Here is a 23,146-nt window from a genome sequence, read left to right as displayed (position 1 = left end):
CTAGACCACCAGGATCGGATGATAGGCCGCCACCCGTTCGGCCTCATCGGCCAGCACGATGTCCTCGACCTGGAGCCAGCAATGGGCGCGGAACGGCCAGGTGCGCACGCCAAACACCCAGCGCGCCGAAAGGCCCAGCCGGCGCAGGACTCCCAGCAACAGGGCGCTGCGTTGCAGACACTCCCCCTCCAGCGGCAGCCAGGGCCGCAAGGCCTCAAAGCCCTGGACGGCGGCCAGCAGCGCCGGCGTCGGGGCGAGGACAGGCGTTTGATGGGCCCGGGCGCGGACCAGCAGGTCGCGCAGGGTGCGGCCCCGGTCGCCGACGGCTTCGACCATGGCCGGCAGGACCGCCGACCACAGGCGCGATGACGACAGGGGCGCGGCGCAAGCCAGGGCGGGATCGCGCGACGAGCGGGCCACGATGCCAGGGGCGCGAAGGGTCGGCGGCGGCGGCGAGAGGGCCAGCAGGCCCGCCTCGAGCAGCGCCCCGGTCGCCGACGCGGCCAGAGCCCGAACCCCGCCGCCGGCGTCCAGAGCCACGGCCTCAGCGCCGTCCGCGATGCAAAAATAGGCGTCCGCAGCAACGTCCAGAAAGACCAGGTCACGATCAACCGTGACAGCGTGAACCTCCGGAGCCAGATAGAGCTGCATGGTCACTCCTTGCTCAAACCGTTTGCCAAGCGGCGCCGCAAAGCAGCGGCCCGAACCGAGCGAAGCCAAACCCGCGCGACGCCACCCCCGGGGGCGCGCCGGCCCGACGCGGCGCGCGCCTGACGATGGCCCGGCGACGCCCGCAGTCGCCGCCGGGCTTGGCGCCTAGCCTTGCGCGAAGCGCTCCATGGGGTTGAGCGGTTCGGGATCGCCGGGAATGTCGGACGAGCGGGTCAGGCGCCGGGCCGAGCCGAGCGCGATGATCTTGAGCATGATGGCCTCCTTGGGACCTTGGGGTGCGTCGCGGTGTTGCGACGGGGTCAAGTCCGGGACCGGGGGCGGCTATATGCAAACTATATCCGGCGCATATCTGACCGCCCCGTCCGGCCCCTGGGCCGACGCGAAAACGGCCGGCGGCGGCCTTGACCGCCGCCGGCCGCGCCGTTCAGCCCTGCTGGTAGCGTTCCAGGGGGTTGAGCGGCTCGGGATCACCGACGATGTCCGACGTGCGGGTCAGGCGCCGGGCCGATCCCAGGGCGATGAGCTTGATCATGACTGCCTCCTTGGCGTTTGGTCGCAACAGCGCGACGCCCAAGTCGGCGGCCGGGGGCGGCTATATGCAAACTATATCCGGCCCATATCCGGCGGGGCGGCGGCGGCGGCGATCAGGGCGCGGCTGGCCAGAATCCGGCGCTGGAGGTAGCGGGCGAGCGCCGCCCGCCGGATGCGGCGCAGCGGGTTATTCAGCTGATCCAGAAGGCGCAGGGCCTCTGTCGCGACATCGTCCAGAACCGCTGCTTCCCGCAGCGAGAACGGCGCCAGTCGCGCCCGGGTCCGCGCATAGGCCCGCGACAGGGCGCCATTGCCCAGGGCCGCCACGGCCGCATCGAGCGCTGACGACAGGGCCTGGCGCGGATCGTCGACCGGATCGGCCACGATCGGCCGCGAACCCGACGCGGCCGCGTCGAGATAGACCCCAAGCAATCGATAGAGGTCGGCCAGATCCTCGGCGGCCAGCCGGGGGACGGCGTAACCGCTGGGCGTGCGCTCGATCAGCCCCTCCCCGGCCAGCTGCGCCAGGGCTTCGCGCACCGGTGTCTGGCTGACGGCCAGATCACGGGCCAGAAGGTTGATCGGCAGGGGCTCACCCGGCGCGCACGCGCCGGCCGCGAGCCGGGCGCGAACGCTGGAGACCACCAGACCATAGGGTTCCCGAAAGCGTCCCAAGCATCCTCCTCGTTTGGGCCCGTCCCTCTGCGCAAACAGTCCAGCCCCGCGCGCCGCGAACGTCCAGTCCCCGAGACCCCGGGCCCGCCGCCCAAGGCCCCGCCCGGGGCGCTGACAAGGCAATGTCGCCGGACGCCGGTCGCCGCCGCAACGAACCGGACGGCGCGGTCCGATGTGTTGCGGGCGTTTCCCCCAAAGGCTGCGGCTGTTCCCGGCGCTCGCCGCAGAGGCCGCCCGCCGGCCCTTCGCGCGGGCCCCACCGCCGCCCGGCGCGAGCCCCGTCGCGGCGCGATCTTGATCATCCGCACAAGGCGGAACAATTTGGTACGCTTTTGAGTTGAGTAGCATCGGGTGGTTTCGCATGGCGTCGTCGTCAACCAACAGTCTCCAGACCCAGGCCCGGCTGGTGTCGACGATCCTCAAGACCATTCGCCTCGAGCGTCGGATGCGGCCGGCCGAGGTGGCGCAGGCCATGGGCATGGCGCAGAGGACCTATGAGAACTTCGAGGCCGGACGTGGGCGGCTGGACCTGGAGAAGATCCGCCGGTTCGCGCAGGCGACGCGTAGCGATCCGGTGGCGATCCTTCTGGGGGTCATGTTCGGATCGATCGACACGGCGCTGCGCGCCATGGAGAACAAGGCGGCGATGATTCAGTGGATCGCCTTTGATGAGTTCCAGGCCAGGGAGGGCGATCTCGTGGCCACCCTCCCCGCCGGCGTCATGCTCCAGGCCCTGCGTCACGCCTGCGAAGAGATGAGCGAACATCTGCGTCGCCGCGACAACGCCGCCGAGCGCTGGTTGGAACAGGCCATCACCCGGCTCTATACCGACAAGCCCGGTGACCCCTGAAAACGCTTCCCCTGGGCGCCGCCGGCCTAGGCGGGCGGCGGATCGGTTCGGCGTATCCACACCAGGGGATGGATGCCCTCATCGCTGGCCATCAGCCGGGCGTGGACCGGCTCGGCGAAGGCGGGGTCATCGATCTTGACACTGAGCAGGGCGCCGCTGGTCTCGGCCGCGCGCCAGGCGGCGCCGCATTCGCCGCCGTCGGACAGGGCCAGGAAGTCTGGTCCGCGGCCGGGCTGGCCCCGCAGGGTCGGCGTCAGGCGCAGGCCGCGATCCAGGCTGAGGGTGGTCAGGCGGCCAACGAAGTCGTCGCCGTCGCGGCGCAGGTGTCCGATGAGGGTCATGAGGGTCATGAGGGTCTCTCCGCCCCCGCCTCGCGCGGGTCCGTCAACGGACCGCCAGGGGACCCGCCGTCGCGTGGGGGGAGGCCGCGACGGCGGGCTGCGGGAGCGCGGGTTACGCCCGGCGGGGGTGGTTGGCGGCGTCCGCGTCGATCCCGCCAAACCGTTGTGACCCATGGCCTTTTGCGTCTCAACCACCCCTGACCGCCGTAGATATCAAGACAGGCCGTGGCGTGGAAACGGCGGGCGCGCCGCCGTCGCCCCTCGGTTCCCCACGACCCAAAAGGGGCCGGTGAGAGAAGGTCCAAAAACGTACGCTAAGCTATTGGCGGGGACAGCGACGGCTGATGGTGAGGCGACAAGCATCTCAGGCCTAGAAGAGCTACCGCACTAGATATGTCAAAGCGGACGCGCCATGCGCCGTATCGCTTGCGGGGGTTGCCCATAGCGGGTCACGAACGCCCGACGCATCCGCTCGGGGTCGTTGAACCCGACCGCGCGGGCAATCACATCCACTGGCTCCGATCCGTCCTGAAGGCGTAGATAGGCCGCTTCGGTGCGCAACCGCTCGATCGCCTTGGCGGGGGTCTCCCCGGTCTCCTTCCGGAACGCGCGCCCGAACTGGCGCGGGCTGAGCCTCGCTGCGTCCGCCAGTCGCTCGATCGGCAGCGGCTCCGACAGGTGCGCGCGCACGAAGGCGAGCGCGATCCGCATCCGGTCGGACTCGGGTTCCATCTGAGACAAGGCGGAGAACTGTGACTGACCGCCCGGCCGCCGGTGATAGACGACCAGCTCGCGCGATACCCGGCGCGCCAGCTCGACGCCGTGGTCCGCCTCGATCAGCGCCAGCGCAAGGTCGATGCCGGCGGTGATGCCGGCCGACGTCCATACCGGCCCATCAGCGACATAGATGCGGTCCGCCTCGACCGACACGGCCGGGAAGCTTTCCTGTAGCTCGCGCGCGCGCGACCAATGCGTCGTCGCCCGCCTGCCGTCCAGTAACCCCGCCCCGGCGAGCAGGAACGCGCCCGTGCATATGCTCGCGGTCCGGGTGACGCGACCGGCAAGCCGTCGCACGGTCGCGATCTCATCCCTACGGCGCATGGCGTCGATCGCGCCGCCGATCACCAGCAGTGTGTCCAGTGCGGCATCGTCAGCCAGTCTCGTCTTGATCGGCAAGCCCGCGCCGCTCGTCATCAGCCCGCCGGCCCGTGACAGGATGCGCCACCTGTAGAGCTGCCGCCCCGCCGCGGCGTTGGCGGCGTCGAAGGCGTCCAGCGGTCCCGCCAGGTCAAGGAGCTGATGGCGAGGTGGAACATAGAAGCCGATGTAATGAGCCATGTCCCTTTCTAAGGGATCGTCGTCCTTTGCGCCAAGCGCGCTTTCGCTAAAATCGCACCGTCATCCCTATCGTTCAAAGGACAAGCCGATGTTGCCGACCAACGCCACCCTGCTCGTGATCGACGTTCAACGGGGCTTTCTCGATGCGTCTTGGGGACCGCGCAACAACCCTGCCGCGGAAGCCAACATCGCCCGGCTGATCGCCGCCTGGCGGCACGATGGGCGGCCTGTCCGGCACATCCACCATTCATCCCGATCCCCCGCGGGCACCTTTTTCCAAGGTACGCTCGGCTATGATCCCAAGCCTGAGGCCGTGCCTGCGTCTGGCGAGCCGGTCCACGTCAAAGGGGTTAATAGCGCCTTCATTGGGACAAGCTTGGAACAGGATTTGCGCGACGCGGGCGTGGATACGCTCGTCGTGATCGGCCTGACGACGAACCATTGTGTCTCCACCACGGTTCGCATGGCGGGAAATCTAGGCTTCACCGTGTACCTGGTCGAGGATGCGACGGCGACGTTCGACCGGCTCGGTCTGGACGGAAAGATGCGACCTGCGGCCGAAGTTCACGCCGCCGCGCTCAGCGACCTGGCAGAAGAGTTCGCCACGATCCTCAGCACCGATGACGTACTGCGCGCCTTAGAAACGCGCGAACCGCTGGTCGCCGCTTAGCACCATGGGCGGATCGCTGCGGAAACGGCTGATGGCGCGGCTGTTACCTCGGCATCGCCGCCGGGCTGACTGGTGCGCTAGCGAAATAATGTGGCGTCACTCGTCGGTCGGCGCACTATTTCTGACAGCTTTGCGGTTGAGCAGTTTCTCACCATCGGGCCTGAGTAGGCCATCGGGAGTGACATGCCGGTAGAGGGTCTGCCGGGTAACTCCGAGTTCCGCGCACAGCTCGGCGACCTTGGTCTCGGGCTTGCCCATCGCCGCCTGCGCCAGCCGGAGCTTGGCCGTCGTCATCTTGAAAGGGCGACCACCATGTCGCCCACGCGCGCGGGCGGACGCCAGCCCCGCCTTGGTGCGCTCGACGATCAGTTCGCGCTCGAACTCGGCCAGCCCGGCGAAGATAGCGAACACCAGCCGACCATTGGCCGTCGTGGTGTCAATCGAAGCACCTTCGCCAGCGAGCACCTTCAGGCCGACCCCCCGCTTGGTGAGGTCGCCGACCGTGTTGACGAGATGGCGCAGGTCACGACCGAGCCTGTCGAGCTTCCACACGACCAGCGTGTCACCGTACCGCAGCGCCTTGAGGGCGGCCGCGAGCCCAGGGCGATCGTCGCGCCGCCCCGAGGCTGCATCCTCGTATATGTGGTCAGGATCGACACCGACACAGATCAACGCGTCCCGCTGCAGGTCGTGGACCTGGCTGCCGTCAGCTTTGGAAACCCGAGCATAGCCGATCAGCGTCGTCACATATTCGTCCGTCTGCGTGACGGAGCGGCATTGCCCGTCGATTGATCGTCATAATGTCACATAACCCGTATTGTGGTCTACGCTCCGTGAACAGGGCCGCTTTCATGTTGCGTGACGAACAGGAAGCCGATGCCGTCCAGGACCATATTGTCGCCCGCGCAGCGCAGTGCGATCTTCGATCCGCCTGCCGACCGGGCGACGATCGAACGGCTCTATACGCTCGGCCCCGATGACCTCGGACAGGTGTCGCGGCGCCGGCGCGGACCGAACCGGCTCGGCTATGCGGTGCAACTCTGCTACCTGCGCCATCCGGGGCGTGCGCTGCTGCCGGGTGAGGCGGTGCCTGCCGCCATGCTGTCGCTGCTTGCCGACCAGATCGGTTGCCGAACCGACGACTTCGCCGACTATTCTGCTCGCGCGACGACGCTGCGCGAGCATCGCGCGGAGATCGAAGCGTATCTCGGTCTGCGCGCCTTCGACCGAACCGACTTGCGATCGATGCTGGCGCTGGGGATGAGCGAACATCTGCGTCGCCGCGACAACGCCGCCGAGCGCTGGTTGGAACAGGCCATCACCCGACTCTATACGGACAAGCCCGGTGACCCCTGAAAACGCTTCCCCTGGGCGCCGCCGGCCTAGGCGGGCGGCGGATCGGTTCGGCGTATCCAGACCAGGGGATGGATACCCTCATCGCTGGCCATCAGCCGGGCGTGGACCGGCTCGGCGAAGGCGGGGTCATCGATCTTGACGCTGAGCAGGGCGCCGCTGGTCTCGGCCGCGCGCCAGGCCGCACCGCATTCGCCGCCGTCGGACAGGGCCAGGAAGTCTGGCCCCCGGCCGGGCTGGCCCCGCAGGGTCGGCGTCAGGCGCAGGCCGCGATCCAGGCTGAGGGTGGTCAGGCGGCCAACGAAGTCGTCGCCGTCGCGGCGCAGGTGTCCGATGAGGGTCATGAGGGTCTCTCCGCCCCCGCCTCGCGCAGGCCCGTCAACGGACCGCCAGGGGACCCGCCGTCGCGTGGGGGGAGGCCGCGACGGCGGGCTGCGGGAGCGCGGGTTACGCCCGGCGGGGGGTGGTTGGCGGCGTCCGCGTCGATCCCGCCAAACCGTTGTGCCCCATGGCCTTTTGCGCCTCAACCACCCCTGGCCGCCGTGGATATCAAGACAGGCCGTGGCGTGAAAACGGCGGGGCAAGCCCGCGCCGCCTTGACGCCACCCGCCACCCGCCACCCGCCACCCGGAAGGCGGTCTAGACGCTGCCCTAGGCGCCTAGTCGAGACGGAAGACCTGCTGGGACGCCCCGTCCAGGGCCGGGACACGGACCAGATCGACCCGCTCGCCGTCCCAGTGATAGTCCAGATGCCGGCCCTGAAGCGGCGGGCTCGCCAGGTCCGGATAGAACAGGCCCACGCACGCCCCGTCCCGATAACGCAGGCTGGAATAGACCACCCCTTGCGATCCGGCCGCCCGCAGCTGAGCCCCGAGGGGCTGGCTGACGGCGTAGTCGTCCGGATCGAGGGCCGGGGCGATGGCCGCATCCTCGCCGCGCAGATCGTGCAGCCGCGCCTCGACATCCAACACCAGTTCCCGAAACTGCGAGGTCCAGCCGGGCGCCTGGGCGGTGGCGGCCATCAGCCGCTGGTGGTGATGCACGGTCTCCAGCAGGGCCACCTCGAAGCGGTCGCCGGCATAAAGGACGCCAAAGGCCCCGGCGCTGAACCGGCTGGGCCGGTCGGGACCGACATGGGTGAAGGGCGCCATCAGAAAGCTGGTCCCCGGCCCGGAGACGCGCCGTTCGGCAGGCACCAGGTCGAGATTGCCGATGGTCTCCATCAGGCGCGGATTGGTCTTCTGCTCGGCGGCGATCAGCAACGGCCAGTCGGCCGGATCGGCGATGTCCTCGAAGAGATCGATCGGCGGAAAGACGCTGCGGATGATGCGCACCGCCCCGCGCCAGGCGATCTGTGCCATCGGCAGGCCGTCCAGGGCGATCACCAGCCGCCGCGCTCGGTGTCGAGATAGCGGCGCACGCGCATCAGGTCGGTCAGCTCGCCGCCGAGCATGACCTGCAGGGCGCTGACCCCGCCAAAGACGGTGTTGGGGGCCTTGATCCAGCCATAGGCGCGCTGCGGCTCGGTGAAGATGATCCGCAGGGCCTTGTGGATGCCCATCAGGTTGGAGAGGCGCGCCTTGGTGTCGCGATCGATGCGGCCGATCTCGCCGGCCTTCCAACGGCGGTAGGACCGCACCGGCAGATCCAGCAGGATGGCGGCCTCCTCGTCGGTCACGCTCCACAGGCGCAGCAGATTGACTGCGGCGCGGAACATCGCCGCGCCTTCGGCGTCGGTAATGGGCGTGGCCACGAAATCGCGCGGCTGGGTGTCGATCAGGGTCATGACGGTCATGGCGGACCTCCTACTGGCAACATATAAGCACTTCGTTGCCATATGGCAACCAACGCGCCCTGCGAAACGGGGTCGCCCGGTTGGCCGCTCAGCTCACTCCGCTACCCCTCCGTCGGCGGGATTCGACTCCGGCGCCCGGCCGTGTTCTTATTCTGTTCTCACCAACCGCCCTTAACCCACCCCGGGGTCGCCCCATGTCCGAAGACGTCGAAATCTATGGCGTGGCCTTCATGAGCCTCTACCAGCACGACGGCCGTTTCGTGCGCGGGGGCGGCGTGTTCGCCTTCGCACGCCGCGACCCCGACGGCGGTCGCACCATTCTGCATCTCGAACCGGTCGCCGATATCAGCCGCGCCGCCGACAGCAGCCACCCGCGCTGGGATTGGGCGATGGAGCACGGCATGAACGAGCTGCTCGTTCACCTGGCCGGCTCCCAGCAGACCCCGGGCGAGCTGAACCCGGGCGTCGGCTCGCCGCCGATCCGCTGGACCCTGCATCCGGACGAGCGGGCCGGAGACGAGGATCGCATCGACGCGCCCGGCGGGCGCGCCGACCCGGCCCCGCTCTACGGCGGGGCCTGAAGCCCCTTGAGGTAGTCCACCGCCCGCTGGGCGTGGGCGGCGGCGCTGAAGATCGCCCGCTTGTCGGCCCCCAGGACCTCGAGCCAGGCGCCGATATAGGCGGCGTGGTCGGGACGCGGGGTCAACTCCAGGCCCAGGTCCGCGCACAGGAAGGCCGCGCCCAGCTCGGCGACCAGTTCCTCGCGGGCATAGCCCGCGTCGCCGGCGGTCTTGCGGCCCAGATCCCGATCCAGACGGGACGAGTGGCGGGTCCAGTGGACGCTCTCATGGGCTAGGGTGGCGTAATAGTCCTCGCCCGACTGGAAGGCCTCGAAGTGCGGCATCTGGATGCGATCGGGGCCGGGCGCGTAATAGGCCTCGTCGCCGGCGTGGACAATCCGGGCGCCCAAGGTCTGGAAAAAGGTCTCGGCCTGGGCGACGCGGGCGCTCTGGGGCAAGGGATCGACCGGGGCCGGCGCAAAGCTCTGCGGCACGCCGTCGATCTGCTCGATGTTGAACACCGCATAGGCCTTCAGGAACGGGACCGATCGCTCGATATCCTGGCCGTCCTCGTCGGCCTGCGTCCTGGACAGGCGATTGGCGTAGACGATGGTCGTCGCCGTCTCGCCCCGTCGCACGCACCCGCCCAGTTCGAGAGCCTGGCGGAAGGTCATCCAGATCGGCGCGCCATAGCCGGCCTCCAGGGCCCGGGCCCAGAGCAGGACCGTGTTGATGCCGCTATAGGGGATCCGGTTGTGGCGCAGGGGCCGGGTGATGCTTCCGGCCGGATGGGCGCTGGCCCAGGGCCGGGTCCAGGGGCGGACGCCCTGGGCGAGGTCGGCGAGGATCTGGTGGGTGACGCGGGTGTAGAGATCGCTGTCGGACGTCTTGGCGTTCCGACGTGTTTGAGCCGTGGCGCGGGACATCGCGGCCTCCTGTGGGCTGAAATCGGGGAAGGGAGCCGCCCCGCCTGGCGGCGGGGCGGAAAGGGTCAGTCATCCTTGGCGGCGCTGGGCCGCGACCAGACCAGGCTGTGGACGCCGTCGATCATGACCAGGGCGGCGTTCATCGCCTCGGAGAAGCTGGGATCGTCCAGCTTCACCGACAGGTAGTCGTTGTTGTCCTTGCTGGTCTTCTTCCAGGCCGCGCCAAATTCGGTCTGGCCGGAATAGACCCGGAAGTCCGGGCTACGCTCGCCGGTCTTCTCGACGGGACGGAACTGGACCGTCTTGACGTTGAGGCTGAGGGTGCGGATCGCGCCCGAATAGGACCCGTCCGCGTTGGCGGTGAAGGCGCCGATGGTGGCCATGGTGGTCTCTCCGATCTGATGCCGGGCCGCGCCGATCGCGGCCTCGATGGCGATCTTCAGACCGGGGCCGAAGTCCGGCCCGCAGCGCGCCCGCCTCCGCTGGACCGCGATCAGGTCTTGGGGGGCGCGCCCGCAGCGCCAGCGGAGGACCGAAGGCGGCAAGTTTCTTGTCTCGCGAGGAATGGCCAAGGCCCACGGGGCCGCCGGCCAGGGGAAGAAAGGCGCCGGCGAGGTTGCGGCGACGGACCGGCTCCCGGTCAGATCAGGCCAGAAGAGGACGCGGTCGACGGGGCCAGGACCGGAGCCCTGGAGAGATCGCCATGGCCGCCATCGGCGCCTTCCCCGCCCACGCGGACGGCGATGACCTGAGATCGGTCGTCAGCGCCCTTGACCTCGATGAAAGGTCGGTCGGGCCAACCCTGTTGAAAAACGACGCCGGCCTCCAGGATATCTGGGGCCATTCCGGCCAGACCAAAGTCGACGCGACCTGCAGGAACCTGACGCCAAGGACCACGCGCCGCCGGCCAGGCCGGACCAACCTGGTTTCAGGAGACGGTGAACGCTACTCTTGCCGTGATCGACGACGCCCACAGCCTGGTCAGGTCGCGGCCCAAGGCCGCCAAGGTCGACGGCCCTCTTCGCTCGCCGACAGGCGGGGCGGTCCTCGATTTCAGCGAGCGGGGCTGGCAAGGCGCCGCGCAGGCCAAACTTCGGAATGAGACCTCGCGTCCTCCCACGCTGCGCCGCGTCACGGGCCCGATCCTGGTCGATCTGCCCGAGGCGTCCGCGCCTTGACCCGTCCCTGGGTGATCGCGCATCGGGTCCAGGCGTCGCCCTGCTCGGCCCTTAACGGGTCGCCGCCTTGAACAACGAGACCGCGCGGGCGCGGGTCCCAAGACGGTCAACAGCATGCCCCGCGCAACGACCTCCCGCCAAGCGATCCATCCGGGCGGGGGCGTGCGACGGAGCCAAACGGCGGCGCCCCTGGTCCATGCCAACCGCCTGTCCAGGACGCAGGCCGACGCGCACAAGCAGGATGTCGAACGCGCGATCCCGTTTCCGAAGAGCCCTGTGAGGCCAACTTGCGATCGGGACGATGGCGTTGCGCGCGAAGCGATCTAGAACGGCCCCATGACCGCCCTGTCCCTGCTCGCCGCCGCCGTGATCGCCTGCACCGCGCCCCCGGTGCATGACGGCGACACCCTGCGCTGCGGGACTGAACGGGTCCGGCTGTTCGGGGTCGATGCGCCCGAGGTGCGACGCGGCCAGACGCCCGCCGAGCCGTTGGCCTATGAAGCCCGCGACCTGCTGATCGACCTGACGCGCGGCCGGGTCGGCTGCCGGATCGTCGACCGCGACCGCTACGGCCGCGCGGTCGCCCGCTGCTGGTCGAGCGACTCGCCCGACCTCAATGCGGCCCTGGTCCGTTCGGGCCTGGCCACCGAGTATCGACGCTACAGCAAGGGCGCCTATCAGGCCGCCGAAACCGAGGCGCGCAACGCCCGGCGCGGCCAGTGGGCCGTGGCCCCATAGCGGCGCGGGCGAAACCGAAAGCGGCCGATCCCAAAGGATCGGCCGCCCCGGCCTTACGAAACCCCTGAACTTGACGGGAGCGGCTCGCGCCGCCCCCGCCCCGTCCTATGCGACGGCCTGATCGGTCGCGTCGCCATCGTCCGCGACCGGCTCCCCCTCTACGGACGCGTCCGGCGGCGAGCGCGGCGCTGCGTCCTCGTCAGAGCGATCGCCCTGCGCCACCCCGGTCTCGGGACGCTCGACGCGCAGCGGACACGGCAACCACCGCGCTTCGATCAGAGACGGCTGGGCGGCCTCGATGAGGGCGTCCTTCTTCAGCCCGGCCAGCCGCCCCGCCGCCTCGGGCGAGACCGCCTCCTCGACCGCCGCCAGCACGCGGGCCTTGGTGACCCGGCCCAGATAGCGCTCGGCGGTCGGGCTCCAGTAGTCGCGCATGTCCAGAGCCAGAGCGCCGGCCAGACGCTCGGCGTGCAGCCAGGCGCCGGGCCTGCGTTCGACGCCGTGCACGGCATTGACCGTCAGGCTGACGCAATGGGCCAGCAGGCTCATGCGGCTGTCGTGGTCGAGGCCCAGGACGAAAGCCCAGACCGCGCCCGCCTCGGTGGGCAATTGCCGCGCCCAGCCCGCGTGACGTTCGGCAAGGGCCTGCCCCGCCCGGCTGGCCTCGATCCCATCGCCATCGCCCCTCAGGTCGCGCGAAAGGATCTGGAGATCGAGACAGGAGGCCAGAGGCCGTCGATAGCCGAAGGTCTGCAGGACCAGCGCATGGGTCAGGGCGATCAGCGCCATGTCGGGCGACTGGCCGACCAGATCGCGCAAGGCGGCGGTCTTGTGGGCGGTGAGGTCGCTGACCAGCCGCGCGGGCAAGGGCGCCATGGGGTCACCCACGGCTTCGGCCTCATCGTCAGATCGCTCGCCCGCGCCGTCGTCGCCGGGATCGCCGCCGTCACCGCCGACAGTCTCCCCTTCGCCCGCCACCGCATCGTCGGCCCCGTCGTCACACGCCTCGTCTTCCGGCGCGGGCTCGTCCTCGTCCTCGGGACGCACGAAGCCGCGTTCGATACGCGGCTCGCCATAGGCGTTGAGAACCACGAACAAGCCCGCGCGCACCTTGTCCTGCGGCGCGTAGCCATAGTCGGCGGCGAGCGCGGCCAGCTCGGCTTCAAGGGCCTCGAAACGCGCATCGGCGTCGTCGGGCGTCGCGTCCGTCTCACCGATCCGCACCACCAGGGCGTCGCGCTCGGCGCTCAGGGCGTCGATGCGGGCCTGAACCTCGGGCGAGCGGGCCAGAGGCTGCTCCCAGACCCTGCGGCAGCCATGGCCGTGCGGGTGGTCGAGATAGGCCGCCGACCATTTCCAGCCCTCCTCGTCGCGCACCAGCGTGGCGAGGCCTTCGAGCTTTTCGACCACCAACCGGTCGAGCAGGGCGACATCCTCCAGCCAGCCCGGCCCCTCGGTGAAGAGATCGCGCAACACGCCGCCGCCTGCGGCCGCATAGGCCTCGACCCCGACGAAGATGGCGCGGCGGTCATCGGCCGCGACCTTGGTCTGCGTCATCGCGCGGCGGATGGCATAGGTCTGGCGGTTGTGTTCGGGCAGCTGGGCGAAGACCTCCATCTGCCGCTCCACGTCGGGATTGACCGCAAAAGCCATCAGCTGCTCCAGCGTCAGCCCGTCCTGGCGATAGACCTCCAGCAGGGCTGGGGCGACGGCGCCCAGCCGAAGGCGGCGGGTGACGACCTCGGGCGCGACGCCGAATCGGGCGGCGATCTCGACGGCCCCCCAGCCCTTGCGGTCGGCAAGCTCGGCGAAGGCCTCGAATTCGTCGGCCGGGTGCATGCTGCGGCGGCTGGTGTTTTCGTCCAGCGACACCTCGCCGGGGTCGTTGGTCGTATCCACCACGCAGCGGACAAGATGGTCCCTGGCGATCTGCCGCCGCTTGGCCAGCCGCTTGAGCCCCAGACGACGCCCCTCGCCCGCCGTGACGAGATAGGAACCGGTGGCGACGCCATCGCGGATTTCCGGCTCAACCACGAGGTTCTGCAGCAAACCCCTGGCCTTGAGACTGGCCGCGAAGGCCTCGATATCGGCGTCGCCATGCTCGACCTTGCGGACATTGCGCAAACTCTTCTTGAGCCTGCTCAGCGGGATAAGCCGTTCGGCCTGGCTTTCGGCCAGCAAGGCGCAAGCCTGAGCGGCGGTTTGCGCGGCCGGGTCGGCCGCGATCTTGGCGTGAACGGTCATGTCTGCCTCCTTGGGCTAGGGGATCAGGCGCAAGGCGCGCCTGATCCCTTGCCCGTCGGCGAGACCGGGGGTGAAGCGGAGCGGCCGGCTTCGCGGGGACCCGGCTGGCAGGGCGTCGGTGTCCGCCCTGCCCGTCTGCCCCGCGCGCCCGAAGCTGGGCGGAAGCCGGTCCGAAGCGCGCCGGGGGCGGAGCCCTAAGCCCGCGGGCGCAAGGCGCCCGCCTCTTGGCCAAAGAGGAGACTGCAAGGAGAAGGCGCAAAGCGGCTTCGGGACGCGGCGCGAGCGGCCGGCGGCGCCCCAAAGGCGCCCCTGGGGTCACGCCTGCAGGAGCTGCGCCGCAGCAAAGCGAAGGCGCGGCGGGACCGAGCGTGACCGTCGGCCGCTCTCCGCTTTCCCTGCTCTTGCGGGCTCAGCCGCGCGGCGGCGCCGGCGCGAAGGGCTCAAAGGCGTCCTGCCCCCTGGCCCGGGCTTCCCGGCGCGAGAAGACGGCGTCTTCCATGGCGCGCGTCACGAGCACCCGAAGGCCGCGATAGCGAATGCCCATCAGGATGTTGGTGCAGCCCATGTCCCCATGGGGATCAAGGCGCCCGCGGGTTTCGGCCGACAGGGTGATCAGGCCGGGACCCTCCTCTGGATCGCCTGACGCGGCTTGCGCGACGACGAGGTGTTCAAGCATGGCGTCCAGGTCATCCAGGGTCATGCGCCGGCCTAGGGCGATTCATCGCCTCGCCGGCCAAACGCCCTGTGGACCATGGCTGTTATCCCCATCCATGACGCCGCGCCCGGCCAGGCCCGCCCCGACTAGCGCTTGGTTGTGGCGTCTCCGACCGAGGATGGCTTACCAAGAGGGCCAGGAGATCCGCGATGCCCGACGATTCCGCACCGCCAGGCCGCTCAACGGCGCCGGACGACCTGGAGGCCATGGCGCGGACGCTGGAGGCTAGTGGCCGCTTCAGGGTGCTGCGCCGCCTGGACGCCGTCACGCACCTGCACGACGGGGATCCCGCCACCTGCCGACTGGGCATGATGCTCGATCTGGAGACCACGGGCGTCGACCCGCGTCGCGACGAGATCATCGAGTTCGCGATCGTGCCGTTCCACTATGACGGCGAGGGTCGCCTCGTCGCCGTCGGCGAGGCCTTCTCGCGCCTGCGCCAACCAAAGAACCCGATCCCCCAGGAGATCACCCGCATCACCGGCATCACCGACGCCATGGTCGCTGGCCAGACGGTCGCCCCGGCGGAGGTGGCGGCGTTCATCGCGCCCGCCGCCCTGATCATCGCCCACAACGCCCAGTTCGACCGACGCTTCGCCGAAGCCTTCTCGCCGGCTTTCGCGCTCAAGCCCTGGGCCTGTTCGATGTCACAGGTCGATTGGCGGGCCGAGGGCTATGAGGGGACCAAGCTCTCCTATCTGGCCACCCAGTGCGGCTTCTTTCACCAGGGACATCGGGCGACCAGCGACTGTCTGGCGACCCTGGAGGTTTTGGGCGCGCCGCTGCCGATTGGCGGGGTCACCGGCCTTTCGCGCCTGTTGCAGAGCGCCCGGCGAGCCTCCTGGCGGATCTGGGCGGAGAATTCGCCCTTTGAGTTGAAGGATGTCCTCAAGGCGCGGGGCTACCGCTGGAACGGCGATCCCGGCCCTGCGCCCAAGGCCTGGTACATTGATGTCGATGAGGCAGATCGCGACGCCGAGATCGCCTTCCTGCGCGCCGAAATCTACAGGGGCGAGATCGATCCGCTGACACGCCGGATCACGGCGTTCGAACGGTTCTCCGAGCGAGCCTGACGCCGCCTTCTGGCGGCCCCGTCCAGCGTTGACGCTCCCAAGGCCGGACCGACCCATCCGCCCACGCCGCTGACGGCGCCTGAGCGCCGCGCTCCGAGCGCGGCCTCAATCGTGTATGCGATTGTACGAAAACGCCGGCCCAGCGGCGGTGATGCGAACAAGGATGTTGTACCAACCGCCGGCCTCGCTGCGGGCGTCGAGGCAGATCTTTGACTCCTTCTCGTCCGTTGAAAGGTCTGCTTTCCGGAAGTGCTGTAGGCGACCGGCACGAAAGGCTCTCCCGCCTGACGCCGCCGCATACCACCTTCGACAAGCTCGGCTATGGTGTGCGGCCTGAACGCGCTAGACTCCTCTAGTCAGCCCCGCCTCTCGTTCAGCGCCATCGCTTCGACATGACCCACCAAATCCCGCGCGTTTTGACGTACCACGACGCCAAAGGCTTCGAGCACAAGGTCGCGGAGGCCGCGCTGGCGAACCTGCCAAGCCCGGTCGTCATTCTTGGCGATCCGGGCATGGGCAAGACCAAGCTCCTCGAAGCCTTGGCCGGCGGCGGCCATCACTATGTGACGGCGCGAAAGTTTATCCGCGCGCACGATCCTGCCGCCCTGTGCGCGCCGGGTCGCACTTTGGTGATCGACGCCCTGGACGAGGTCGCCTCCGCTCGCGAAAACGACCCGATCAATTTGGTCCTCAGTCAGCTGATCAAGGCAGGCCGTCCTGCGTTCGTGCTCTCGTGTCGGGGCGCGGACTGGCAAGGCGCGATCGGGCGACGGGACATCTTCGAAGAGTACGAGCGCGAGCCCCAGGTGCTCACCCTAGCGCCCATCTCCCGAGAGGAGGCTCTGGCTCACCTGGCCATCGCCCTTGGGCAGGACCGCGCGGGGGCCGTGCTGGCCCAACTGGACGCTGGCGCGCTGCAGGCGCTCTACGGCAACCCGCTGATGCTGACCCTGATCGGCAGGTTGGTCCAAAAGCATGGTCAGCTGCCGACGACGCGCCACGAACTCTACGAACAATCGTGCGATCTGCTGCGCAAGGAAGACAACGAGGCGCGAGCCGTAAAGCCCTTGGCGACGATGAACGGAGCGGCCGTTCTGGACACGGCCGGCGCGGCTTGCGCGGCGTTGCTGCTGTCCGGTTCGGAGGCGATCTCGCTCGAAGCGCCCGGCAAGGCCGCCCAGGGCGACCTTCACATCGCCGAAGTCGCCCAGCTGCCTGGCGTGAGTCAGCTAGACGCGGTTTTGCGCAGTAAGCTTTTCGCTCGGCAACAGGGCGGTGATCGGATGGCACCGATCCACCGCACGATCGCCGAATTCCTAGGCGCGCGCTGGCTGGCAAGCCGCCTGTCGTCGGTAGGCCGGCGGCGGCTGATGGGGCTTTTGACCTTCAACGGCGGGGTGCCAGCATCCTTGCGCGGCCTGCACGCCTGGCTGGGCGATTTCGATCCGGCGCTCGCCTCGGCGGTCATCGCAAGCGACGTCTACGGCTTCATCCGCTACGGCGATCCGGCCACCCTGTCCGACAAGAGCCTGCGCGAACTCCTGGCCGCGCTCAAGCGCCTGTCGATCGACAATCCGCATTTTCACGACTGGAGCCAACAGCCGATCCCAGCCCTGGCTCGCCCCTCGGTCGCGCGTGAGCTCGAAGACTTGATCTTCGACAAGACCAGCGCCTTCCATCTGCGCATGCTGCTGCTGGAGGCGATCGAAGGTCAGGAGGTGGTCGCCGGTCTGGCGGGACGCCTGCAGGACCTGCTGGTGGAGGACGGGAAGGGGCGCTTCAACTTCGCCGAACGACGCCAGGCCGCCGACGTCCTTATCGCCGCGCCGGGGCTGAACCTCGATTGGCCCGCGCTCCTGCGGCCGCTGCAGACCCGACCCAAGGAGGATCCGCGCCGTCTGGCCGTGGAGATCATGGCCAAGGTCGGCCCAGGCAAGTTCGCCGCCCGCCAGGTCGCCGAGACCGCCCTTTGCTATCTGAACCTGCTGCCGGGCGCGGTCACGACCGAGCGCGTCGACACTGCGGGCGTGCTCTATGTGCTGGCCATAACCGTCCCCGTCGACCAGATCGCCGCGGTGCTGGACGAGGTGATCGCCCTCAAGCCCTTAGTACGGAAAGGCGAGCGCGATTGGGAGACGCGCTATTCCTTCTCCGAGTTCGTGGACATCCTGATGTCCCGCTTCATGGCGGCGCAAAGGCCCGATCCGCTGAAGCTGCTTGGCTGGCTGCGCCTGGCGCGCAAGCGCGACGGCTACAACACCGAACGCCGCAAGGACATCACCCAGGCCTTGGTCGACGACAAGGCGGTGCGGCGCGCGATCCAGCACCAGGTCCTGATGGTGGAGACCGACCACGACAATCTGTGGGGGCGGTTCTGGCGGATGACCGATTTCGAGCCGGGCCTGTCGCCGACATCGGCCGATGTGGTCTGGCTCCTGGGTAAGGCGCGGCTGGACGCGAGCGATCCCAAGCAGCGCGAGGTTTTGTTTGATCTTATCCGGCTGGACAATCGCCGCCGGGGACTGTCGTCGGAGTTGCTGGCAGCGCTCGCGCCGATCGCCTCGGCCCAACCCGAAGTCGCCGACTTTCTGGCGCAGTTGCGCAGGAACCGCGTTCCAGATTGGGAGCGCAAGGACAAGGCGCGGCGCCGCCAGGAGGCGCGCCGTCGGCAGGCGCACTGGGCGCGCCACCGCGCCGATTTCGCCGGCCGCGCGGCCGGCATCGCGCGGGGAGACCTCAACGACATCCACGCCGCCGCACAGAGCTATTTGGGCCGCTTCTATGACACTGACAGGACCTTGGCGCCGTCTGCCCGGGTCCAGGAGTGGCTTGGCGCTGCGCTGGCCAGGCAGATGCTGCAGGGGTTCGAGGCGGTCTTACACCGTGAGGACCTGCCGAACGCAGACATGGTCGCTGACAGCTACGCCCAGTCCCGGCGCTGGCACTACATCTTCCCCATTCTGGCGGGTCTGATCGAGCGCGTCCGGAATGGCCGTGGCCTGTTGGACCTGACCGAAGATGTGCTGATCACCGGCAGGCTCGGCCTCCTGCACGAGCATGTCGACGAGGCTTCGGGCGGCAAGGACCTAGAGGCGGCGCTGATCGCTTGGTTCGCCGAAAGGCCGCTCGCGGCCGAGCGGTTGGCGCGACTGATGATCGAGCCGCAGATCCGGCACAGGCAGGAGAATGTGTCCGGCCTATATCCGATGATGCGCGCCCGCCGGCCGTCTCCCCTTACAACCGCTCTGGCCCAGGAATGGCTGGAAAACTATACGGACATGCCGCCAACGTCCGAATACGAGATGGTCGGCCACCTGCTGCGGTCAGGCCGGTGGGACATTGTCGGGCAAGTCGCCGAGCGTCGCCGCAGGGCCGGCTATCGTGACGCCGACCACGCCAACGCCTGGCTCGCCATCGGCTTCGTCACGGATTTCGAGACCCACCGGGAGGCCCTGAGTGTCGCGGCGGCCGAGGATCGCGACCTATTTTGGTTCCTTCGCACGTGGCGCGGCGAAGCGCGGCGGGACGACGGAGTCGAGCGCTCCGCGCCCGTGGCCGCGCCCGCCGCAGCCCTGCTCTGGCTGATCGAGACCTTCCGGCCAAAGTTTGAGGGGATCTACAGGCCTTCCAGCTCGTCCAGCGGCGACCGCAATCCCTACGACGCCGCCGACTTCCTTCGCGCGATCATCCAGGTCCTCGGCGGGGACATCACCGACGAGGGCATGACGGCAATGGAGGCGCTGCGCGATGCGCAGGCCGATGCCTATTCAGATGCGATCCGGCGCGTTCGGGCCGAACAAATCACCGCCCGACGCGAAGCGGACTTCAAGCCTCCCGCCCTGGGGGAGATCCAGGCAGTGACCACGGCCGGCGCACCGCGCACGGTGGCCGACGTTCGGGCCATCGTGCTGGAGGCGCTCTTCGCGGTTCAGGCCCGCATCAAGGGCGACGACTTGGAGTCGGTGTCGATGTTCTACGACGCCGACGGCCCCCTCGGGGAAAACGATTGCCGCGACCGTCTGGGAATCCTGCTGCGCGGCGTCCTACCATTCAGCATCGACATCAATCCTGAACGCACTGGACCCAGCCATACCCGCGCCGACATGGCCTTCACCCTGGGGCGCCTGCACCTGCCAGTGGAGGCCAAGGGTCAGTGGCACAAGGATCTATGGTCGGCCGCCCAGGCGCAACTGGATGTGAACTACACTCGCGATTGGCGGGCTGAAGGCGCGGGGATCTATCTGGTCTTCTGGTTCGGGCCCAACGCCCCGCCCAGATGCAAGCTCAAGGGACCGCCGCGTGGGCAGCGGAGGCCCGAGACGCCGCAGGCGCTTCAGGCAGCCCTGGCGGCGCAAGTCCCGGACCATCGGCGCGGCGACATCGCCGTGGCTGTCCTTGACCTGACACGACCGCCGATCAGGGCCTAGCTCCTGAACCTGTCCGCTGCCTTTGATTGGCGAAGCGATCCTTCGCCCCCTCCAAGGCAAGGCCCCATTTGGGGCACTGGAGCCATTTACCTCCAAGAGCGCCTCGGCCGGAGCGGAAGCCAGCGGTGCGAACCAAGCGCGCCGGCTCCACACCGGCCGGGACGCGTCCTTTTCGGCGAACGTCGCATTTCTGGAGGCGCTCTAAAATCCGCTTCTGGCGCGGAACAGTTCTCGCCCGAGCGCCAGCTTAGCGAAAAGCGCAGGTTTTCGGCGGCAGGCCCATGAAGGGCAATCGGGTCACCTGGGTGGTCCAGCCAATCGAGCGGGAAAGCGCTATTGTTCTCAATTTGAGTTTGCGGTCGAATTGTAGCGAACAGCGTTTTTCGCCGGTTAACCGTTTTTGACACAAGCTAGACACGTTGAACTAGCTTGACGGGACGCAATCGATGGCAATCAGGATCAACGGGGTTTTGAACCTCTTCGCGGCGCTGCTGATTTGCGGGTTCCTGATCTCGACCGGAGCAGCGGTCTATTCCCTGATGACGCTCCGGGTCGGCGGCCCGATTTCGGTTGAGCAATCCCAGGCTGACGCCCTGATCGCCGACATCCTGCCGCCGCCGCTCTACCTGGTCGAAGCCCTTTTGACAGCACACCGTGGCCCTGACGAACTCGACAAGGCCAAGGAACTGGAAGCCTCGCTGCAGAAGCTAAAGTCGGACTATCAGGCCCGGCGCGAATATTGGTCCCAGAACCAGCTCGATCCCGAAATTGAGACCGCTCTCGGTCGGTCCGATGCCGAGGTTCAAAAGTTCTGGAACGTGGTCGATCAGCAGTATGTGCCGGCGCTGCGGTCCGGAGACGTTGCGGGAATGAACGCTGCCATCGACCTTCTCAGCCAAGACTATCAGGCTCACCGAACGATCGTTGACGAGATGTCGGTTCTGGCTGCGACCTATTCCAAGTCTCGCGTCGAGCACGCTCGTGTTTTGACGACCCGGATTTTCATCCTGCTTGGGACCACGTCGGTCCTGATGCTGATCGTCGTTCTCGGTGGCGTGGCTTCTCTGCGCGCCAAGGTCGTCGGCCCTGTCCTGAGAATGACAGCCTATATGGGTCACCTTGCTGACGGCAACTATGACCATGACGTGCCCCATCAGGGCCGTCCGGATGAAATCGGAGATATGGCCCGTTCCGTTGGCTTCTTCCGCCAGGCCGCCCTTGAGCGCCGCCAAGCTCGACAAAGCCAGGAAGAAGCTGATGCCTGGACCCAGAAAGTGCGGAACGAGGAGCATCAAAAGACTGCCAACGAGGCGCAGGAGCGCGAGATGGTGGTAAGCGCCCTGGACGAGGGGCTGCGGGCTCTTGCTGCTGGAGATCTCAGCCACGGCATAGACAAGGCCTTTCCGCCTGAGTTTGAACGGCTACGGGTCAACTTTAACGGCTCGTTGCGCGCACTCTCCGAAACCATGGCTCAGGTCGTTACGAGCTCTCAGGCTGTCGACGCCGGCTCGCGAGAAATCTCGTCCGCAGCAGATGATCTCTCACGCCGTACTGAGCAGCAGGCTGCAGGCCTTGAGCAGACCGCTGCGGCCCTTGATGAGGTGACGGCAACCATTCGCCAGACGGCTGACAATGCAGGCAAGGCTCAGGAAGCCATGTCGCGCAGCCGTATCTCGGTTGGCCAGTCGAGCGCTGTCGCAAGCCAAGCTGTCGAGGCCATGGGCCGGATCGACAACTCGTCGCGTCAGATCAGCCAGATCATCGGCGTGATCGATGAGATCGCCTTCCAGACCAATCTCCTGGCGCTAAATGCTGGCGTTGAGGCGGCCCGAGCTGGCGAGGCCGGACGCGGCTTTGCTGTCGTCGCTCAGGAAGTGCGAGCGCTTGCCCAGCGCTCTGCAGATGCCGCGAAAGAGATCAAGGGCCTGATCAGTGAAGCCTCCGGTAGCGTCCAAGTCGGGGTGGATCTGGTCGAGAAGGTCGGAAACGCCCTCGGCGGGGTAGTCGCAGATTTCTCCAGCATCGAGTCCCTCGTTCAGGACATTGCCCAGGCTGCACGCGAGCAAGCCACTGGTCTAGCTGAGGTCAATTCCGCCGTGAACCAGATGGACCAGGTCACCCAGCAAAACGCCGCCATGGTCGAAGAGACGACGGCAGCTAGCCACAATCTGACGCGCGAGGCCCTGAACCTAGGCCAACTGGTTCAACGGTTCCGGACAGGGGAGAGCGGTTCCAAGCGCTGGGCCGCTTAACCGAGTTAGGACTGCCTGCATCACTCATCACTGGGCGTGGCCCTAGCCGAATGGCGCGTTCAGTCTTCCCAACTGGCGCAGCCGACCGAAGGTCCGGAAACCGGAGGTGAGCCAAGGTCTGCTTCTGGCGCCAAGCCGCCAAAGCCTTCAGATTGTCGGCATGTCCGATCCGCTGTCTCCCGCCGCACGTGCGTCCCCCTCCACGGCCCGAAACCGCGATCCCATTCTGGAGGTCCTGCGGACGCGCCTACCGGCGAACGGTCTGGTGTTGGAGGTTGCTGCGGGCGCTGGCGAGCATGCAGTTCACTTCGCTGCCGCGCTGCCCACGCTGCAGTACCAGCCGACCGATGCTGATCCCGGCGCTCTGGATAGTATCGCAGCGTGGCGCGTGCATGCCGGCCTAGGCAATCTGCTGTCTCCGCTGGTGCTGGATGCGTCGCAACCGGACACTTGGCCCGTCGAACGAGCCGACGCTATTCTCGCCATCAACATGATCCATATCTCTCCGTGGACGGCCACGGCCGGCCTGATGGCAGGCGCTGCGCGTGTGCTGCCTGCGGGCGGCCGCCTGTTCCTGTACGGTCCCTTCATCGAGGGCGAGACGCCGACAGCGCCCAGCAACCTCGAGTTCGATCAGAGCCTGAGACGACGCAATCTTGAGTGGGGAATTCGCCACCTGGACCATCTGGTCGCCTTGGCGGCTACCCATGGCCTTGGCCTTTCCGAACGTCTCACCATGCCCGCAAACAACCTGGTACTCGTGTTCCGAAAGACCTAGCCGCTAGGCCCGCTCAGCCAAGGTCGGTTG

General features: G+C 68.0%; 23 protein-coding genes. 10 read left to right on the top strand and 13 right to left on the bottom strand.

The window, feature by feature from the left end:
- Both ACW176_RS14055 and ACW176_RS14050 read right to left on the bottom strand, forming a co-directional pair.
- Positions 1–651, bottom strand: a complete 651-nt coding sequence (locus ACW176_RS14055) for a lasso peptide biosynthesis B2 protein (protein WP_492109562.1) — start codon at positions 649–651, stop codon at positions 1–3.
- Between the two features lie 624 nt (positions 652–1,275).
- Positions 1,276–1,878: a GntR family transcriptional regulator gene (locus tag ACW176_RS14050; protein ID WP_492109561.1), complete on the bottom strand. Its 603-nt coding sequence runs from the start codon at positions 1,876–1,878 to the stop codon at positions 1,276–1,278.
- Between the two features lie 361 nt (positions 1,879–2,239).
- On the opposite strand from ACW176_RS14050, the gene ACW176_RS14045 reads away from it, so the two are divergent.
- Complete coding sequence (locus ACW176_RS14045; protein ID WP_492109560.1) at positions 2,240–2,728, top strand: helix-turn-helix domain-containing protein; 489 nt, start codon at positions 2,240–2,242, stop codon at positions 2,726–2,728.
- Between the two features lie 26 nt (positions 2,729–2,754).
- Here ACW176_RS14045 and ACW176_RS14040 read toward each other — a convergent pair whose 3' ends face one another.
- Together ACW176_RS14040 and ACW176_RS14035 are read right to left on the bottom strand one after the other, a co-directional pair.
- Positions 2,755–3,078 (bottom strand): DUF736 domain-containing protein, encoded by a 324-nt coding sequence (locus ACW176_RS14040; RefSeq protein WP_492109559.1) that lies wholly within the window; start codon positions 3,076–3,078, stop codon positions 2,755–2,757.
- Positions 3,079–3,465: 387 nt separating this feature from the next.
- Complete coding sequence (locus ACW176_RS14035) at positions 3,466–4,407, bottom strand: GlxA family transcriptional regulator (protein WP_492109558.1); 942 nt, start codon at positions 4,405–4,407, stop codon at positions 3,466–3,468.
- A gap of 88 nt (positions 4,408–4,495) precedes the next feature.
- On the opposite strand from ACW176_RS14035, the gene ACW176_RS14030 reads away from it, so the two are divergent.
- The gene (locus ACW176_RS14030; protein WP_492109557.1) at positions 4,496–5,077 is read left to right on the top strand and encodes a cysteine hydrolase family protein; all 582 of its coding nucleotides are present in this window, start codon (positions 4,496–4,498) and stop codon (positions 5,075–5,077) included.
- 96 nt (positions 5,078–5,173) lie between these two features.
- Here the strand turns inward: ACW176_RS14030 and ACW176_RS14025 are convergent, their stop codons facing one another.
- Positions 5,174–5,824 carry a recombinase family protein gene (locus ACW176_RS14025; protein ID WP_492109556.1) on the bottom strand — a complete coding sequence of 217 codons (651 nt, stop codon included), beginning with the start codon at positions 5,822–5,824 and terminating at the stop codon, positions 5,174–5,176.
- Positions 5,825–5,953: 129 nt separating this feature from the next.
- Between ACW176_RS14025 and ACW176_RS14020 the strand changes: the two genes are divergently transcribed.
- Positions 5,954–6,433, top strand: coding sequence for a DUF4158 domain-containing protein (locus tag ACW176_RS14020; RefSeq protein ID WP_492109555.1), 480 nt, complete (start codon positions 5,954–5,956; stop codon positions 6,431–6,433).
- A 26-nt stretch (positions 6,434–6,459) separates the two neighbouring features.
- Here ACW176_RS14020 and ACW176_RS14015 read toward each other — a convergent pair whose 3' ends face one another.
- The 3 genes from ACW176_RS14015 to ACW176_RS14005 form a co-directional block, all read right to left on the bottom strand.
- Positions 6,460–6,774, bottom strand: a complete 315-nt coding sequence (locus ACW176_RS14015) for a DUF736 domain-containing protein (RefSeq protein ID WP_492109554.1) — start codon at positions 6,772–6,774, stop codon at positions 6,460–6,462.
- A gap of 315 nt (positions 6,775–7,089) precedes the next feature.
- Complete coding sequence (locus tag ACW176_RS14010) at positions 7,090–7,815, bottom strand: RES family NAD+ phosphorylase (protein ID WP_492109553.1); 726 nt, start codon at positions 7,813–7,815, stop codon at positions 7,090–7,092.
- On the bottom strand, positions 7,812–8,225 hold the full coding sequence (locus ACW176_RS14005) for an antitoxin Xre-like helix-turn-helix domain-containing protein (protein WP_492109552.1): 414 nt from the start codon (positions 8,223–8,225) through the stop codon (positions 7,812–7,814). Before ACW176_RS14005 ends, ACW176_RS14010 begins: the two co-directional genes overlap by 4 nt.
- A 194-nt stretch (positions 8,226–8,419) precedes the next feature.
- On the opposite strand from ACW176_RS14005, the gene ACW176_RS14000 reads away from it, so the two are divergent.
- The gene (locus ACW176_RS14000; RefSeq protein ID WP_492109551.1) at positions 8,420–8,806 is read left to right on the top strand and encodes a hypothetical protein; all 387 of its coding nucleotides are present in this window, start codon (positions 8,420–8,422) and stop codon (positions 8,804–8,806) included.
- Here ACW176_RS14000 and ACW176_RS13995 read toward each other — a convergent pair.
- The 3 genes from ACW176_RS13995 to ACW176_RS13985 form a co-directional block, all read right to left on the bottom strand.
- The gene (locus ACW176_RS13995) at positions 8,791–9,711 is read right to left on the bottom strand and encodes an ArdC family protein (protein ID WP_492109550.1); all 921 of its coding nucleotides are present in this window, start codon (positions 9,709–9,711) and stop codon (positions 8,791–8,793) included. The genes ACW176_RS14000 and ACW176_RS13995 overlap by 16 nt on opposite strands.
- 65 nt (positions 9,712–9,776) lie before the next feature.
- Positions 9,777–10,256 carry a DUF736 domain-containing protein gene (locus ACW176_RS13990; protein WP_492109549.1) on the bottom strand — a complete coding sequence of 160 codons (480 nt, stop codon included), beginning with the start codon at positions 10,254–10,256 and terminating at the stop codon, positions 9,777–9,779.
- 95 nt (positions 10,257–10,351) lie between these two features.
- A complete protein-coding gene (locus ACW176_RS13985) occupies positions 10,352–10,555 on the bottom strand; it encodes a hypothetical protein (protein WP_492109548.1) in 204 nt (67 codons plus the stop codon).
- 94 nt (positions 10,556–10,649) lie between these two features.
- Here ACW176_RS13985 and ACW176_RS13980 point away from each other — a divergent pair, with 94 nt between their 5' ends.
- A complete protein-coding gene (locus ACW176_RS13980; RefSeq protein WP_492109547.1) occupies positions 10,650–10,889 on the top strand; it encodes a hypothetical protein in 240 nt (79 codons plus the stop codon).
- A 336-nt stretch (positions 10,890–11,225) separates the two neighbouring features.
- A complete protein-coding gene (locus ACW176_RS13975) occupies positions 11,226–11,627 on the top strand; it encodes a thermonuclease family protein (protein ID WP_492109546.1) in 402 nt (133 codons plus the stop codon).
- Positions 11,628–11,732: 105 nt separating this feature from the next.
- On the opposite strand, the gene ACW176_RS13970 is transcribed toward ACW176_RS13975, so the two are convergent.
- Positions 11,733–13,871 carry a ParB/RepB/Spo0J family partition protein gene (locus ACW176_RS13970; protein ID WP_492109545.1) on the bottom strand — a complete coding sequence of 713 codons (2,139 nt, stop codon included), beginning with the start codon at positions 13,869–13,871 and terminating at the stop codon, positions 11,733–11,735.
- Between the two features lie 409 nt (positions 13,872–14,280).
- On the bottom strand, positions 14,281–14,571 hold the full coding sequence (locus ACW176_RS13965) for a hypothetical protein (RefSeq protein WP_492109544.1): 291 nt from the start codon (positions 14,569–14,571) through the stop codon (positions 14,281–14,283).
- 164 nt (positions 14,572–14,735) lie between these two features.
- Between ACW176_RS13965 and ACW176_RS13960 the strand changes: the two genes are divergently transcribed.
- The 4 genes from ACW176_RS13960 (at position 14,736) to ACW176_RS13945 (ending at position 23,116) form a co-directional block, all read left to right on the top strand.
- On the top strand, positions 14,736–15,659 hold the full coding sequence (locus ACW176_RS13960; RefSeq protein ID WP_492109543.1) for a 3'-5' exonuclease: 924 nt from the start codon (positions 14,736–14,738) through the stop codon (positions 15,657–15,659).
- 392 nt (positions 15,660–16,051) lie between these two features.
- Positions 16,052–20,086 carry an NACHT domain-containing antiphage protein EruA gene (gene eruA, locus ACW176_RS13955; RefSeq protein ID WP_492109542.1) on the top strand — a complete coding sequence of 1,345 codons (4,035 nt, stop codon included), beginning with the start codon at positions 16,052–16,054 and terminating at the stop codon, positions 20,084–20,086.
- A gap of 446 nt (positions 20,087–20,532) precedes the next feature.
- A complete protein-coding gene (locus ACW176_RS13950; protein ID WP_492109541.1) occupies positions 20,533–22,338 on the top strand; it encodes a methyl-accepting chemotaxis protein in 1,806 nt (601 codons plus the stop codon).
- 160 nt (positions 22,339–22,498) lie between these two features.
- Entirely contained in the window at positions 22,499–23,116 is a 618-nt protein-coding gene (locus ACW176_RS13945) for a DUF938 domain-containing protein (protein WP_492109540.1), read from the top strand.
- The last annotated feature ends 30 nt before the right edge of the window (positions 23,117–23,146 follow it).

Source organism: Caulobacter sp. FV1ye13L (assembly GCF_058681155.1).
This window is presented reverse-complemented; position numbering and strand designations above follow the sequence as displayed.